Annotated in this window: 14 protein-coding genes; 7 read left to right on the forward strand and 7 right to left on the reverse strand. The window is 42.0% G+C overall.

Annotated features, from left to right (window positions below):
• Window positions 1–127: 127 nt before the first annotated feature.
• Window positions 128–2,857 carry an IPT/TIG domain-containing protein gene (locus J7I93_RS04190; RefSeq protein WP_214723612.1) on the reverse strand — a complete coding sequence of 910 codons (2,730 nt, stop codon included), beginning with the start codon at window positions 2,855–2,857 and terminating at the stop codon, window positions 128–130.
• A 418-nt stretch (window positions 2,858–3,275) separates the two neighbouring features.
• On the opposite strand from J7I93_RS04190, the gene J7I93_RS04195 reads away from it, so the two are divergent.
• Both J7I93_RS04195 and J7I93_RS04200 read left to right on the forward strand, forming a co-directional pair.
• Complete coding sequence (locus tag J7I93_RS04195) at window positions 3,276–3,776, forward strand: hypothetical protein (RefSeq protein ID WP_214723614.1); 501 nt, start codon at window positions 3,276–3,278, stop codon at window positions 3,774–3,776.
• 405 nt (window positions 3,777–4,181) lie between these two features.
• Window positions 4,182–4,376: an acyltransferase gene (locus J7I93_RS04200; RefSeq protein WP_214723615.1), complete on the forward strand. Its 195-nt coding sequence runs from the start codon at window positions 4,182–4,184 to the stop codon at window positions 4,374–4,376.
• Between the two features lie 58 nt (window positions 4,377–4,434).
• On the opposite strand, the gene J7I93_RS04205 is transcribed toward J7I93_RS04200, so the two are convergent.
• Window positions 4,435–5,160, reverse strand: coding sequence for a hypothetical protein (locus J7I93_RS04205; RefSeq protein ID WP_214723617.1), 726 nt, complete (start codon window positions 5,158–5,160; stop codon window positions 4,435–4,437).
• Between the two features lie 223 nt (window positions 5,161–5,383).
• Here J7I93_RS04205 and J7I93_RS04210 point away from each other — a divergent pair, with 223 nt between their 5' ends.
• Complete coding sequence (locus J7I93_RS04210; protein ID WP_214723620.1) at window positions 5,384–5,773, forward strand: HTH domain-containing protein; 390 nt, start codon at window positions 5,384–5,386, stop codon at window positions 5,771–5,773.
• A 26-nt stretch (window positions 5,774–5,799) separates the two neighbouring features.
• Here the strand turns inward: J7I93_RS04210 and J7I93_RS04215 are convergent, their stop codons facing one another.
• The 5 genes from J7I93_RS04215 to J7I93_RS04235 all read right to left on the reverse strand — a co-directional run bounded on the left by J7I93_RS04215 (window position 5,800) and on the right by J7I93_RS04235 (window position 8,272).
• A complete protein-coding gene (locus J7I93_RS04215; RefSeq protein ID WP_214723622.1) occupies window positions 5,800–5,937 on the reverse strand; it encodes a YvrJ family protein in 138 nt (45 codons plus the stop codon).
• A gap of 90 nt (window positions 5,938–6,027) precedes the next feature.
• Entirely contained in the window at window positions 6,028–6,246 is a 219-nt protein-coding gene (locus tag J7I93_RS04220) for a DUF2922 domain-containing protein (RefSeq protein WP_214723624.1), read from the reverse strand.
• Between the two features lie 40 nt (window positions 6,247–6,286).
• Window positions 6,287–6,505, reverse strand: a complete 219-nt coding sequence (locus J7I93_RS04225; RefSeq protein WP_214723626.1) for a DUF1659 domain-containing protein — start codon at window positions 6,503–6,505, stop codon at window positions 6,287–6,289.
• Window positions 6,506–6,581: 76 nt separating this feature from the next.
• Window positions 6,582–7,076 carry a sigma-70 family RNA polymerase sigma factor gene (locus tag J7I93_RS04230; protein ID WP_214723628.1) on the reverse strand — a complete coding sequence of 165 codons (495 nt, stop codon included), beginning with the start codon at window positions 7,074–7,076 and terminating at the stop codon, window positions 6,582–6,584.
• 383 nt (window positions 7,077–7,459) lie between these two features.
• The gene (locus J7I93_RS04235) at window positions 7,460–8,272 is read right to left on the reverse strand and encodes a hypothetical protein (RefSeq protein WP_214723630.1); all 813 of its coding nucleotides are present in this window, start codon (window positions 8,270–8,272) and stop codon (window positions 7,460–7,462) included.
• A gap of 200 nt (window positions 8,273–8,472) precedes the next feature.
• Here J7I93_RS04235 and J7I93_RS04240 point away from each other — a divergent pair, with 200 nt between their 5' ends.
• From J7I93_RS04240 to J7I93_RS04255, 4 genes are all read left to right on the forward strand, one after another.
• Window positions 8,473–9,777 (forward strand): PD-(D/E)XK nuclease family protein, encoded by a 1,305-nt coding sequence (locus tag J7I93_RS04240; RefSeq protein WP_214723632.1) that lies wholly within the window; start codon window positions 8,473–8,475, stop codon window positions 9,775–9,777.
• A 127-nt stretch (window positions 9,778–9,904) separates the two neighbouring features.
• Window positions 9,905–10,963, forward strand: a complete 1,059-nt coding sequence (locus J7I93_RS04245; protein WP_214723634.1) for a hypothetical protein — start codon at window positions 9,905–9,907, stop codon at window positions 10,961–10,963.
• A 2-nt stretch (window positions 10,964–10,965) separates the two neighbouring features.
• Entirely contained in the window at window positions 10,966–11,685 is a 720-nt protein-coding gene (locus tag J7I93_RS04250; protein WP_214723636.1) for a hypothetical protein, read from the forward strand.
• 286 nt (window positions 11,686–11,971) lie between these two features.
• Window positions 11,972–14,512: an S-layer homology domain-containing protein gene (locus J7I93_RS04255; protein WP_214723638.1), complete on the forward strand. Its 2,541-nt coding sequence runs from the start codon at window positions 11,972–11,974 to the stop codon at window positions 14,510–14,512.
• The last annotated feature ends 77 nt before the right edge of the window (window positions 14,513–14,589 follow it).

Below are 14,589 nucleotides of genomic sequence, written 5' to 3' on the forward strand. Positions count from 1 at the left end.
CGAGTTTGTCGACAGTCTGAGACCATCAAATGATGGTCTATTTTTATAATAAAGATCAACATTATCTTTAACTTAGCCTATTATATAAAAATGCTAATCAGATGACCCAATATCAAGGTTTATTCAATCACAACAGAGGTATGATGGAGTCTGCGTAGGCTTTGGCTCCTTTCGGATTAGGGTGTCCTACTGAAGCGATCCGGCAAAGCTCTAAATCGAGTCCGCTTTGATTGGAATTAACACAATCTACGGCACGGGAAGGTGCGACATTTATATCCTCTGGCGATAAATTCGGATGTATTCCGTATAGGAAAGGATCATTTGTCAACCCTGCGTGGGACGGCCCAAAGTTTGGATCTGCGAAAAAGATGCGGTTCCCGCCATCGAAGGTATGATTAACAGCCTCCACTGCATTTTTAAGATGCATCCTGGACAGCTCCATAATTTGTTTGCTCCGGGCAATAACTAGTTGAATTTCAACTGCGCTAAGCACGGTGGCAGCGGCTACAGGGATACCTCCTATGACAACACCTAACGCTGTAAGCATTGCTTTTATGAACGCCGTGTTGCTTTGTTCGGAAAGAGGCTGATAATAGCCGGTCACAATGATTTTTGCATTTTTGAATGTGCCTGACACTTTCAGCAGCAGCTTCTTCATATCTTCGAAGAAAATCTTTTGTGATGGCTGCACTAAGTCTGGTCCATGAGGATTTAACACATTCGTGATTCCGATATCGTTAAACCCTCCGTCCAGCAGGATAAGATCCACAAAATCCGCTGACCCTGTAAACATATCTGCCTGCTGCAGGATAGTAGGAAATTTTGAAGGCACCTCTCCAGGAAGACGCGGGTGGACCTCTGTATTACCCGCTCCGATGATGGCGCCTGAGTGTGCGAGAACTTCTTTATAAAATCCGATACCGCCTGTACGAGCTTGAACCGCAGCAACTACGAGCGAGTGAAACTTCTCGTGCTCCATCAATCCTTGACCCCATTGAATCGAATCCCCAAGCACAAGCATTTGGAATGTCTCGAGTACCAATTCAATCTCATTGGAGGGGGTGCCATTTCCAAGCATGACTTTTACCCGTACTTTCTCTCCGGTGGGGTTATTCTGAATGTTAACCGGTCGAATGAGCGTAAATTCAATGCTGGTCGGACTAATATATTTTACGTCAGGCATGTTCTGGTCATTGACTTTAACCATTGCCCCCTCAGCAAATCCAGTACCAGCGAGCTGTACTTTCGAACCCGGCTGCACCCGGGTCTTCATGGCCGATAGCAGTCTGGGTTTCACAAAAATGGTCCCTCGGTTCGATAAGGTATTATCGCTTTGTTTCACTTGAACCGACCTGCTTCCCCCTTTAATGGAGGGAACCGTAAACTGCAGCTTTGTGTCACTGTAGACAAGGGTTTGAGCTGGAATGCCTTCCACAAGTACGACATCGGTTTTCGTAAAGCGTTTTCCATCGATCGATACTGTATCCCCAATGCAAGCCACATTGGGCATTGTGTGAAAAATAGCTGGTTCGAGCAATTTCCTTCTGTATTCATCGGAATCTATGACTTTCATGCTCAATGGTTCTGTAAACCGCTCACCATCTTTCCCGGGATAACCTGCGCTTCCAGGGTAACCTTGTGCTCCCGGCTGGCCGGCACTTCGACCTCCTCTTGGTCCGCATGTTTCAAAGATCGCCTTCACCGAGTCACCAACCGGTCCGCCCTTGCCGCCAGCACCGGGAACACCTGGAATGCCGCCAGGACCGCCTTTACCGCCATCCACCGTTACGTAAAACCCCTTCTGCAAGTAGTTGTTGATAACGCTTTGTGGAGCATATAAAGACAATTTTCCTCCATGTCCGCCATCGCCGCCGTCACCGCCATTTCCCGCAGCACCACCGCGTCCTCCATTGCCGCCTGCTCCTGCTCCGCTTGTACACCAGGCACCTGCGAAATCTTTAATGCCAGCCCTTCCTTTCCAGCCGTTGCCGCCATCCTGGCCATCCTGCCCATCGCCGCCTTGGGTTCCGTCCTGTCCGCGAAGATCGAATGCCGGGCTGCCGTTTAACTCCAACATCCAGATTTCCAGTTCTGGCGCATCCGCACCATCGAGTCCAGGTTCTCCTTTAATGCCGGCAATTCCGTCCTTACCGGTAATGCCGCCCAATGTTGTAGAAGTCTGAAACCCTTGAACCTGGCTTTTCTTAGCAGGTTTTGCCGGCTTCTGTATATTCGGGCGTTCCCACGTAAACGTGACGTTTTTACCGACCGTAATTTTTTCTGCAAGTATAATCAAATGCTTTTGAGGATACTTCAGAATAACCAAGGTGTTGTCTTCAAGGTCAATTTCTTCGGCGGCCCAATAGGCTGTATCGATGGGTACAGTGTTCGTGCTTCGGACTAGATTGGCTGGTGCTGGTGGTGGCGATACAGTACGGCGGCTTATTGGACCAGGAAATGGTCTAACAGGCCCTTTAATCGGGCCAGGGAATTTAGGCTGTATTGGCGGTACTGGAACTTGCTGGGGGAATGGAATCGCCTTAAGCTGCACAGCCCGTCCTCCAGCAGGCTCGAAACGCATCCCATTTTGTCCTGCCTCGGTGCTGCGGAAAACGGATTGAAATAAGGTTTCCGCACCCATAACGCTGGTCTCCGGCTTTGTTAATCCTGATTGCGGGATGACATTGCCGCGGATCGTTAATTTACCGAGACCTGACAAACTGGTAATTCCGAATGATTCTAAGATGGCTTTGTGATGCTGCATTCTGTTATTGGTGAGATTGACTGTGGCAGGATTTACATTCAGATTAAATGGTAAGGGTTTAATCAGCATTTCCTTAAGCATGACATTTGGCATCGAGGTTTTCTCCTTTTATTTGAAATAAAAGCAAATTTTTCTTGCTATGCTTATGCTGGTTTTTCCTAGTTTATTCAGAATAAAGAGAGGGAAGAAAGTGCTGGGTATAGGTACCTGGCTAAGGATCAGCTTGGTGTGACTGAACCAGTCTCTTTATATTGACTAAAAATGAGGATAAATTAGTGCGAAAGATGCATTTTAGAAGCTGAGGGAATCTGGGAGGTATCCGTGGGTTGTATAGAGAATCAGTCGCGGAAATGATCAAACGTTGATTCGTTTGATCGCGACATTGATGGAAAGCTGTTTAGGAGAAATAACAAAGAAATTATGGAACCCCAATTCACACCTCTTTTTGATATGATGTATTTAATACTATTGTTTGGATACGTTTAAAATCATATTGCATGGAGGAAGAAGTATGGCTGGTGTAAAGTCGGTAAGCATTGATGGGGAAGCAATCTATGTGTTTAACAGTGCCATCTATATTTTTGAAACCTCTTCTGGAAATACGTTGGAAGTGGATATGGTTGTGAGTGAGGTTACTCTAAGAAAATATAAAAATAGAGAAAGTCTGATAGCAGAAATAGAATTGGAAGATGGCAGGATCATCAGTTCATTTATGTTTTTAAAAACGCTGCCTGGGAAACTGCCTAGGCTAAATTTATTATGCGAACTGGATGAAGATGAACCCTACGAAGATGTCCTTAGGATAAGTGAAAATGATTTGGCATTTCCGGATATCGAAGAAGGCATTACGTTAGAGGAGATTAGGAAAGTGGAAATGCCAAATGAGAAAGTTACCCTTAAATTAAATTTGCCGATTGATCAAGTGGAGTGGCTGAAGGAGAAGAAAAGCAAGGAACTAAACCAGCTTTTTAAGGAGTTTTTATATGAGCATTGTTCAGGTGACCTGAAATAAATGCCTGATTCTTAATATGGTAAAGTTTTGAAGACTAGCTTAGTGTTGCTGAGCTAGCTTTTTTTGTACAGGATATTTTATCTTCAAACAAGTAAAAATAAATTAAATGCCCTTTCAGATGCTAGTCTTTTTTCATTTTTCCCTCCCATAAAGTTAGCCAAATGGTTCAAATTTAAAAGTTATCGTATTCTATCGATGCAATAAGTCGACATAATTTAGCCTTTTATTTCCCGAAAAATAATTGAATTACTCGAACTCTGTAAATAGAATTTGTTATTCCTCTGTAAAGAGTCCTATTTCCTTTTTGGCAATGTCGAAAAGATGCGTCTATGGACTGTACAAGGTTCGGGGATCTTCGCATTTCCTTTTTGATATAAAAAAATAAAAGGGATGGGAGTGGTAGATTTGCATTTTGAGTTATTGCTTGAGGCTGTATTTGGCAAAAGGGAAATGATCCACGAAATCGAATGCTCCATATGCGGATTTAATGAAACTTACTACCGAGATCCAGTTACAAAACAATGTATTGGCAGAGCGTGCATGACCTGCAATTTTGTCCAGAAGTTTGATTCAGTTAAAGAGGAAAGTATGCGTTCCTAATTAAGGACATAAAAAAAGACTAGCTTGAACTTAGGCTAGTCTTTTGAATGTATGCAAATTAAAGAGCTTCCTTTATCTTATTCAAAATAGCGGTCTCACGGGCTTTTTTAGCAGCCTCGTACTCTTCTTTAAAGCTTTCAGCATGAGAAGGGCTAAAACCGTTTTTCTTTAGGTCCTCTTGCAATGCTTTATTTATTTCATTAAATGCAGCATTTGTATTGCTTTCTAAATCGGAGCTTGCAGCGGTGTATTTTTGGTAGAAATACATATACGATACAGAATCTCCTTTAAGCTGTTGATTGGAGTATTCTTTATAGGCTTCGGCAAGAAGCGCATCAATCTTTTTGTTTGCCTGTTTTTGCAGGTGTTTAAAAGATGGATTGTATTTTTGTTTGATGCTGGCAACAGTCGGTTCTGCTGGTTTAGTTTTGTTTTTTACTTTTTGGACCTTTACCTCTTTTTTATTCATATTGGCTTTTTCAGCCTTTGGCTCTTCATTAGTTGTATTAGCTGCTTTTGCGTTAATAACAATAGCTGAAGATTTGCCACTCCCGCTTTTTTCACCAACCGTATTAGCTGTTTCCTTCCCTGAAGCTTCCTCTGTTAAATCACTTTCATTATCTTCTCCAGGCAAGATAATGTCGTATTCTGTTTTGGTGATTTCCTCAACCTTTTTATCCGCGATATCATAGGTTTTCACCTTTAAAAAGTAGTAGGCTGCTCCACCGGCTCCAGCGATTAAAATAAGGACTAAAGAAATAAGGATTTTCCAGACCTTTTTCATTTCGTAAGATAAATCTCCTCTCAAGGTGTAAGTTAGCATTAGAATTCTACCATAAAAATGAAATTATTTGGAAACTTTTTTAATAAGTTTAAAAAATAGGAAAAAGGGAGTATAAAAGAACTAATTTTCATTATGGATATGTTATTATCTTCCTATAAACAATGATTTCCAACTAGTGGAAACGGTAAACCGGAAAAAAACAGATAGAAGGGGGAATATGAATGTGATTGAAGAATCACACCAGAAAACAATGCGGATGCTGTCCCTTTTTGAACGTCTTAGCCAGGGGGAAGTGATCAACAAGCAGAAGGAAGCAGAATATTTTAAGGTAAGTGAAAAAGCGATTCAAAGAGATATTAAGGATTTACGGGCTTACTTTTCGAACTATAAAACTAATTTTTTATCTAAAAGCATTGTCTTCAGCAGAAAAGAAAGGGGATACATCCTTAGAAGAAATAATACCCTTAGATTAACAACAGAAGAAGTTATAGTCATAGCGAGGTTATTAATTGAAAAAAGGGCTCTTTCAGATGTCCAAATGAAACAAATGATTGATAAATTGGTTTCGGGATTGCCTGAGGGGAGCAGGGAGAACATAAAAAAGTTGATGTGATGTTCTCCCTTTCAACATAGATCTTGCTATTCCTTCAACCGATCCGGCAGCCCCTGGATCGACGACACGACAACATCCAGCTTCGCTTCAATCCTGTTCAGCAAAAATAGCGTGACAACAATCGGGAAGCCAAGCTCGCTGATTATTGTGACCATCTGTTCCATAGTTTGCTCCTTTCCGGGTGCCAGGCTCTTTGCATGCGGCCAGGTACCCTAAAAAAAGGCCGGGTTCAGAAAGAAACCGGCCTCTTCACATTACACTAATTCATATTCGGTTACGTTGCGCTCTAGCAATCTGGCACCTTGCGCCTGAACGAAGTCACCGCCATTGCCGTCAAAGGCATTGGCAAGGATGATTTGGTCCATCGCTGCTTTAACAGCTGCTGGATCAATCGGTTCCTTTGGATTATCGATCGTTAGTTTAGATGGCTTTCCCATTTCAGATAGGAAAGTCATTTCTAATGTTTTCGCCATGTTCTTCACCTCCTTGCTAGTTTAGTGTTTTGATAGAAGATTAGCCTACGATATCGAAGCTGTCGTTGCGGTTAATCGCAGCTAACGGATAGTTGGATAGCGTTTCAAGGGCTTGTCCAACTGAGAAAAGCTGGTCTGCTGTTGCGGATTGCTTTACGCTGCTGTAGGTTTTTGATTTGTGAATCGGTTTGCCCTTTTCGTCCAAACCTGTTTCAAAAACCAGGCGAAGCTTTGTATCAATGACATTTGCTTGTGCCATGCTGTCTCACCTCCTTTCACTCTTATAATAGAAATGAGCAGCGGAAAAAGTCATGGCGGGTAAAAATAATTTTTAATTAATGTAGCTGTTCTGGTTGGAGGATGGTTCGCAGTCTGGTTAAAGCGCCTTTTTTCCAAGCTTTGACGGCAGAGACTGTGACCTGGTGCTGCTCAGCAATTTCATTCGTTGATAAATTATATAAGAAGGTAGAGGTAACCCATATCGTTTGGTTAGTTGTCAGTCCCTCGCAATAGGAAAGAATCATCTTCTCTTTCAGGGGCTGATCGGTAAGAGGGCACTCCATTAGCGTCCAAAACTCTTCATCCGGAACAACGCTGCGGCCCTCTAGTACCTTGCTTCTCTTCAGCTCGTCCAGCATTTTCATTCTTATATTCGTATAAGCATAGGATAGGAATTTACCCTTTGCAGGGTCATGCTTCTTCCAAATCTCCCAAAGTCTGATTAACCCCAGCTGAAAAAATTCATCCTGATTTTTATAGATATTCAGCGTTTTGATAATCTGGTGAATCATCGGTTCATATTGTGCTGCCACCTGCTCAAAGCTCTCCATTTGACTATCCCTTCAGGACAGCGCGCTCTCATTGTATTCCCGGGTAGCTTTAAGATAGCGGGAAACCTATTTTTTTGCGAATCGAAAAAAAGTCGAGTTTCGGGAAGTTTACCCCCTAAACTCCCGAGTTTAGGTGCCAAACTCCCCGAAAGAAGGGTCTAACTCGCCGATTTTCGGGAAAAATTCACTTTTTTAATTTTATTAGCTGTGAAAATGCTAAATGTTGAATTAGCGCTGTTGATTGGAGCGGAAGGTGCGAGACTCCTGCTGGAGGAGTGGGACAGGTGAGATCCCACAGGCGCTGCGCGCCGAGGAGGCTCACCGCCCACCCCGCGTTCGCTGAGCATCCAGGAGCGGAAATCAACACCCACGTTTAACAGAGCTTATTTTTTATAAAAGAAGTCCATATACCATTGGTTTTTATCAATTGAAAATCCCATCTCCAAAAGTTCCTCAAAGTAAACCTCCTCCAGCTTCTTATTCAAAATGCCATAGAAATAAGCAATAGGCTTTGACACAAAACTGGATTTCATTTTCCGGATCAGCTGCTTAAAAGAATGAATAGCTGTTTCCAGAACCTGGACTTTATCCTGCTCGCGATTGTTTCGATAGGCCGCAATAGTGGTCATTCTCCAAAACTCCTCAATGCTCTTAGCTTCCGGAAAGAAGTACTTCACCACATCCACGAAGGCATTTGGAACTCGATCACTTGTAAAAGTGTGGTCAAGTCCGGTTTCGTTACGTTTATTATTCTTTTGATTTTTAGTAGTTTTAGAAAGATTGATTGTTTTATTAGGGTGGTCCATTTTTTCATCCTTAGGTGGTTCACTCTTTGGAAAACGATTGAACACATATAGATTGCTGGACTGGGAGCCATTCTTTCTTTCTGTTTCATGGGCTGTAAAAATGCCTAATTTGGAAGCTTTTGCGATCATTCTTTTAAAAGTGGAACGGGAAATCCCGTTTCCGTTGTATTCTTCATGAATGGCTTTTAATACTGTGCCTATTTTCGCGTTAGATACTCCAGGTACTTTCGCGGCAAAACGGGCCAGCCTTTTTAAGCCAACAAGCTCACCCTTTGAGAACTTATCCTTATTCACCGCAAGCCACATCTCCAAATGGGCATTAAACTCTTGAAGGTTCTTAAACTGGGAAAACTGTTCAAACTGGTCAACACTGCCTGATTTTAAATTCATATTATTGCACCGCCCTTTCTCTTTATAAATAGAAATGAAAGGGGGAGAAGGTCAGGGAGGGGTGAGGGGAATTGTGGCAGAATGGTGAAATCTAAAGTTAATTTATGTTCCTGGCAAATGATGATAAATGGTAAAATAATCCTATGAAGAGGATTATTTTACTAGATTCAACCGTTTATATACGCAGGGAGGAGATATAAATGAATACACTCATGTGCCCGCGCTGCGAAGCTGAATTAATCGAAGATGCTTGGGAGGATGTAAAAGAGAAGCCTAACGGCGAGTTCGTGGTAAATGCTTATCCAGCCTATGTTTGCAGGAATAATTGCGGATATTTGAAAGAGATTAAAGATGCTCCAGAAGTCATTGCACAGCAAGGGGATGACCGGCTGCTAGTGTTATATCCCAACGAGCAGGGGCGAATATTAGAGCTCCGTAATAGGGTATTATGGCCGCCGATGCACTATCAATCGATCCTGGGAAGAGGCTATTGGGAGGAGTATACAGGAAATCATGATGTAGAGGAATTACTTGCAAAAGCAAGGGACAGCAGGGCAGCTCATTTGCAAATGCCGAACCTTTTTCAGTTTGCCACTAGTGAGCTGTCACAGGATGCATTTTTGTGCTGGCTGATGGCATGGAGCGAGGAGCCCTACCGTTCGCTGGACGGGCCATTGCATGAAGCGGCCGTTGATTTTATCGGAATGATTTTCAACCTGCATCATCTTCCCGTGCCTGTCATTGAGTCAATCAGCATTAAGCGCCAATTTAAGGCACTGGATATTTTAGTGATTATCAACGATACATATGCCATATTAATTGAAGATAAGACCTTTACGAAAGATCATTCCAATCAGCTTGCCCGCTATCGTGCTGCTGTGAAAGACGCTTATCCTGACCTGGTTCAATTGCCGATTTATTACAAAATCGCTGACCAAAGTCATTACCGTTCGCTTGAAAGCCCAGGCTATCTTCCGTTCAAGCGAAATAGGATGCTTGAAGTTTTACAGAGAGGAAGAAAGAAAGGTGTACAGAACCCCATCTTCCTGGATTATCTTCATTATTTGGAGGAGATCGAAGAGGGAATCTCTTCATTTAGAGTCAACCCTGTAAGCGAGTGGAATCACTATGCCTGGCAAGGATTTTATCAGGAATTGCAAAAAGAAATAGATGGAAATTGGGGGTATGTTCCGAATCCATCCGGGGGATTCTGGGCTTTCTGGTGGGCATCTGCATTTAAGAAAACTTATTTTCTGCAGCTTCAGGAGCGCCGCCTTTGTGTAAAAATAAGTCCTGAAGAGGGGGAGAACAAACGGGATGTCCGAATGCAGGCAATGAAAGAGATCCTGGCTGAATCTGAAAAACGCAATCTCTCGCTGACAAAACCAGCAAGATTGGGCACCGGCAAAGTCATGACCATTGCCCATCGGGATGACTATCTGCAAACTACTCCGGAAGGGCTATTAGATATGGAGAGAACGATTGAAGAATTGAAGAAATATTAAACGATAAACTAGCTTGCTATTGCAATGCTAGTTTTTTTGTGTTTTTCATGGAAAAAATTTCATTAAAATAAAGTGTAATTTTACTATATAATGGATTTATAGCCTTTAAAAGGGAGAGAATGCATATATGTTTAACAGAAAGCTTGGCCTATCCATTATCCTATTTGCTGCAATTTGTGCTGGAGCAGCAGTTGTTTATTTTACTAATAACAGCATTGAAAACAAGCTTGACCGCTATTTTAAGGAGAAATATGAAATTGAAGTCGTGCTGGTTGACGAAGAAGAATGGAATACAGGCAATATGGGAGACCTGACGCATACGGTCGCAGTAAAAGGAAATAAAAATATTAAATTTAATGTGTTTGAGTCAGGTGGAGAAATAACTGGAGATACATACCATAGAGGGCTGGATGCTTATGAACAGTATAAAAAGCTTGAACCGCTGCTGCCGGAAATCCAAGCGCTTGGCTTTGGGGAACCGCCTTTCGGAAATTACTTGGAATATATCAGGGAAGTGGCAGGGGAGTACAATCTAAAATTTTCCCGTGAAGGCAAGCTGGATTCCCACTCCTTTGAGGAAGAGGAATTTAACGACTTCTTTCAGCTGGTCCAGCTTATTGATCAAAGTGAAATCAATGTAAAGGGTCTGCGGGTTTATTATACAAAACCGGAAGATGATCCAGGTGATATTTATTTCGCAATGAAAGACCTAAATGAACCAACATCTGAAGAAGAAGTAAAGGAATTGCTGAGAGTTGACAATTGGGATTTGAAAAATGCCTATATTAGTGAAGCATACGATGAGGCACTAGCGAAAGCTGAAAATGAACGTTTCAGGTTTGGGGCTGTTTATGAAGATGATTGGCTACTATGCAGAAATATCTATCCGATCACAGGCTATTGTTCGCCTTATGAGGCGCATGTTGCCTATCCGCAGAAAGAGTTTCAGCCGGGTAGTCCACTTCTTGCAGAGGATTTGGAGCGTGCAAGGAAGATTCTTACTGAACTCTTGCCGAAGGACTCGGAATTTGAAATCGTCCTGGCGGGTGTTGAAGATGTAGAACAGCCGAAAAAGAATAACGATACGATAGATTTTAAGAGAATCACCATCGAGCGCGATGATTGGAATAAATATGATTCTATGAAAAGTCTGCTTGAAGCCAAATTTAAAGAGCAAGGTGCTTAATTATGTCTTTATTGTTATCAGCTTTTGCTGTGGTGGTGCTAAATCCGATCAGCATTCTTTTGATTTTAGGCTTGCTGATTTATTATCGGAAATTTTATATCCTTGGCGGCTTTTTAGCTGGAATTTTGCTGCCGGTAGCCTTATTTCTCACCACTTTGACTGAAGATGCAGCCAGCGGTCTGCTTTTAGTCATGATGGTTCCGCCGGGAGTGGTTGTCGGCGTGCTCCTTGGCTTTGTAATTCAGCGGGCAGTGGATAAAAAACGTGGCACTGTTCAAAGAGGTGCAAAGGCTATAAAGTATGGCCTTATTGCCATATTTACTTTGATGATTGGCTTTATGGCTGTTCTATATATCCATGAAATGTATTCAAATCATAAATATGAACAATCGATCGAAGAGAAAAAATATGAATTGCGAAAGCAGTTTGAGGAAGAGTTCAGGGAAAAAGCTTTTGATATGGGAATGAAGAATGATACATATGTTCTTGGGTTTGAGAGCGGCATTACAATAGCGGACTATGAAGATTATGATGGACTATTCGCGGAAGGTACGCTCTTTTTCAAAACAAGAGGGGACAAAACTCATACAGAAGAGGCGTTTCAGTCATTTAAGAGTGAAATGATCCAGGAGTTTAATCGTATGAAGGGCCGTAACACATACCAGAATCTAAAGTTGAATGATTGGGCGGAAAATAATATAAATATTAAGTTAGCAAATTAATAAGTGAGCCATTACATAACAGTAATGGCTCTTTTTTACTATTTATAGGGCTATATCCATATTTCCCTAAAAAAGTAAAAAATCCATGGATATCGTGTTTAAACCTAATTTAAGGTGGTAGATTATTGAAGTAGAACCAATGTTATTTATTTACATAACTTGAAACATTGGTTTGTCTCTGTTTCTGCCTCTTTTTGGTGTGCCCTCTTTTGGAAACGTTTTTTTTGCAGTCTGTAGGTTTGCTAGATTCATTGGTTAGTTTAACTACAAGGAGGAATTCTCATTTATGACTTATCAATCCAAACATTATCGCAAGTTCATCGCATCCGGCATGACAGCGGCCATGGTGGCAGCTGCTGTTGCTCCATCTGCCGGTTTTGCAGCCTCAGATTTTAAGGATGTTTCACCAGACAACTTCTACTATGACTATGTTATGGCGCTTGCAGACGCAGACATTATTGATGGCCGTCCTGATGGAACATTTGATTTAGGCGGAAAGATTACCCGTGCGGAAGCTTCCAAGATGGTTGCCAACATTCTAAAGCTGGATACTGACAGTGCACCGGCTGCTGATTTTAAAGATGTGGATCAATCTGTTTGGTATGCGGAATACATTAATGCCCTATATGATGAAGGTTTAATTGATGGAAAAGGTGCGGGCATGTTTGATCCTAAAGGGACTTTGACCCGAGGTGAATTTGCTAAAATGGTCGTTGATGCTTATGATCTTAGCTTAAATCCTGACGGCCCTAAAGTAAACTTCACGGATGTAAAAGAAAGCAAGTGGTACGCAGAATATATAGAAATTCTTTACTCTCACGGTTTAATCACCGGTACTACCAGCACAACCTTCTCTCCTGATGCACAAATCAAACGTGCAGACTTTGCTAAATTGCTGACGGAAACAGATTGGGCAGTAGGGTCAACACTTGAGAAGCCGAATGAAGGTGCCACTGAAGTAGCAAGTGTAAGGGGAGTGAATGCGAAGACAATTGAAGTGAAATTCTCAGAACCAATTGACGCAGATACCCTGAAAACTGCTGATGGCAGTGATGTGATTACACTCGTTCCTGGAAAAGAAGCAGTTAGAACCGGCGATGTTACCCAGGCACTGAGTGAAGATGGAAAAACATTAACCTTCAAAACGACTGAGATTTTTAGCGGCGACTATTTGGTAAAGGTTCCATATGAAGGGGTGAAGGATGTAGATGGCGAGTACGTGAAGCCGATTAATGCCCCTGTAAATGTAAACGACAAAGCTGCTCCGGTTTTAACATCTGCAAAAGCAATGATAAAAGATACAAGCGGAGGCATTCAGAAAATCACGTTAACATTTGATGAAGAAGTTACATCGATTGAAACTGTTAAGATCGGCAATGCCAATTACACAGCAAAAATTGATGGAAATAAAGCCACTGTGGATGTGAATCTGGATGCATCACAATCCCACAACGTAACCGTTGTAAACGCTAAGGATGCTGTCGGCAATGTGAAGGATGTTCAAGCAGCTTCATTAGCTGTTACCGTTGACAATGTGGCTCCTTCTGTTGCAAATGTGGCTGCTGCCGGCGAAGATCAAGTGAAAGTAACGGTTGATGAAGAGCTTAATGGTGACACATTAAAAGTAACTGGTAAGGTTGGGACCTACACAGCTAATGTTGTAGAAGATGTTGAAGTAAATCCAGCGAATCATAAAGAGTATTTCATTACATTAAATAGCGATTATTTATATAAATCCGGAAACTCTGACACTGTCACTTTAACCTTTGCCAAAGGTGCTCTGGTTGACGAAATGGGCAACGAGAATACATCAAATATCACAAAAACAGTAACGGTTTCGAAAGATGTTACAGCTCCGGCACCAATTAAAGTAGCAACTTCGAAAACAGATGGAAAAGTAACGTCCTTTGCGGTTACTTATAATGAAGAGGTGAATTCTCCGGACCGAACCAAAATATCAGTTGTGAACTCAAAAGGAGAAATTTTTACTGTCTCACAAGTTGTTGATAGCCTATCAATGGCCAATGGCTCTAAAACGGTTGTCTTTGCACTGGATCAAAATCTAGAGGCAGATAAGTACAGCTTTGTATTAGGTGAAGGCTTTGTTGTTGATGATGCCCTCACGCCAAATAAGAGTGAGCAATATAATTTCTCCGTGGAAGTAACAGAAGATGGACAGCCTCCTGCAACTACTTTTGAAATAGTGGGAGCATCCGCAAATGATAATGTCATCACTGTTGACTATGGTGCAAAGGTTAAAGCAACTGGTACAGGCTCCGCTTTAAACCCGGATGCCTATGAAGTGAATGGCGTTACACTGCCATCCGGAACCAACATTGCTTTTGTCAGAAACAACACAACAGTTGATCAGACAAAGGTACAGATCACACTTCCAGATGGATTTGTGAAGGAAAGTGACGATAAGGCCATTTTCACGGTTGATGGTGTGCAGACATTAGATAACAAAGAAAGCCAGCCGTTCACAAAAACGATTGCCATCACTGATAACACGGCTCCGGAAGTGACATCATTTGTGGCAACAGAACTAAATAAATTGACTGTCACTTATTCTGAACCGATTGAGGTAGAGGGACTAGTGGATGGTGTAACGGCATCCATTGCGGACGAAATTTCATTGCTTAATAGTAGCGGAGCAAAAGTTGAGTTTACTGGTTATGATGTGACGGACGATGGCAAGCTAGTTTTAACAGTTGCTGATTCCGCACTAGTTAACAAACTGGTAACGAATAAAGTGGATGATGCCAATGCTGATATCCAGGACGAAGCAGGAAATGCGCAAAAGGCTGGATTGACAGTGACGAAGTAATAGATTAAGAGGCTCTGCTTATGCAGGGCCTTTTTTCAATCAAACGTTTGATTGAATGGGGGTGGGGTGCTGGGAAA

The sequence above is a fragment of the Bacillus sp. ISL-47 genome, assembly GCF_018613175.1.
Taxonomy (GTDB): Bacteria; Bacillota; Bacilli; order Bacillales; family Cytobacillaceae; genus Cytobacillus.

Coding starts and splice junctions, on each gene's coding strand:
- J7I93_RS04250 (WP_214723636.1), top strand. CDS start 10,966: ATGTCTTTATTGTTATCAGCTTTTGCTGTGGTGGTGCTAAATCCGATC.
- J7I93_RS04195 (WP_214723614.1), top strand. CDS start 3,276: ATGGCTGGTGTAAAGTCGGTAAGCATTGATGGGGAAGCAATCTATGTG.
- J7I93_RS04215 (WP_214723622.1), bottom strand. CDS start 5,937: ATGGAACAGATGGTCACAATAATCAGCGAGCTTGGCTTCCCGATTGTT.
- J7I93_RS04220 (WP_214723624.1), bottom strand. CDS start 6,246: ATGGCGAAAACATTAGAAATGACTTTCCTATCTGAAATGGGAAAGCCA.
- J7I93_RS04255 (WP_214723638.1), top strand. CDS start 11,972: ATGACTTATCAATCCAAACATTATCGCAAGTTCATCGCATCCGGCATG.
- J7I93_RS04245 (WP_214723634.1), top strand. CDS start 9,905: ATGTTTAACAGAAAGCTTGGCCTATCCATTATCCTATTTGCTGCAATT.
- J7I93_RS04230 (WP_214723628.1), bottom strand. CDS start 7,076: ATGGAGAGCTTTGAGCAGGTGGCAGCACAATATGAACCGATGATTCAC.
- J7I93_RS04205 (WP_214723617.1), bottom strand. CDS start 5,160: ATGAAAAAGGTCTGGAAAATCCTTATTTCTTTAGTCCTTATTTTAATC.
- J7I93_RS04190 (WP_214723612.1), bottom strand. CDS start 2,857: ATGCCAAATGTCATGCTTAAGGAAATGCTGATTAAACCCTTACCATTT.
- J7I93_RS04235 (WP_214723630.1), bottom strand. CDS start 8,272: ATGAATTTAAAATCAGGCAGTGTTGACCAGTTTGAACAGTTTTCCCAG.
- J7I93_RS04240 (WP_214723632.1), top strand. CDS start 8,473: ATGAATACACTCATGTGCCCGCGCTGCGAAGCTGAATTAATCGAAGAT.
- J7I93_RS04225 (WP_214723626.1), bottom strand. CDS start 6,505: ATGGCACAAGCAAATGTCATTGATACAAAGCTTCGCCTGGTTTTTGAA.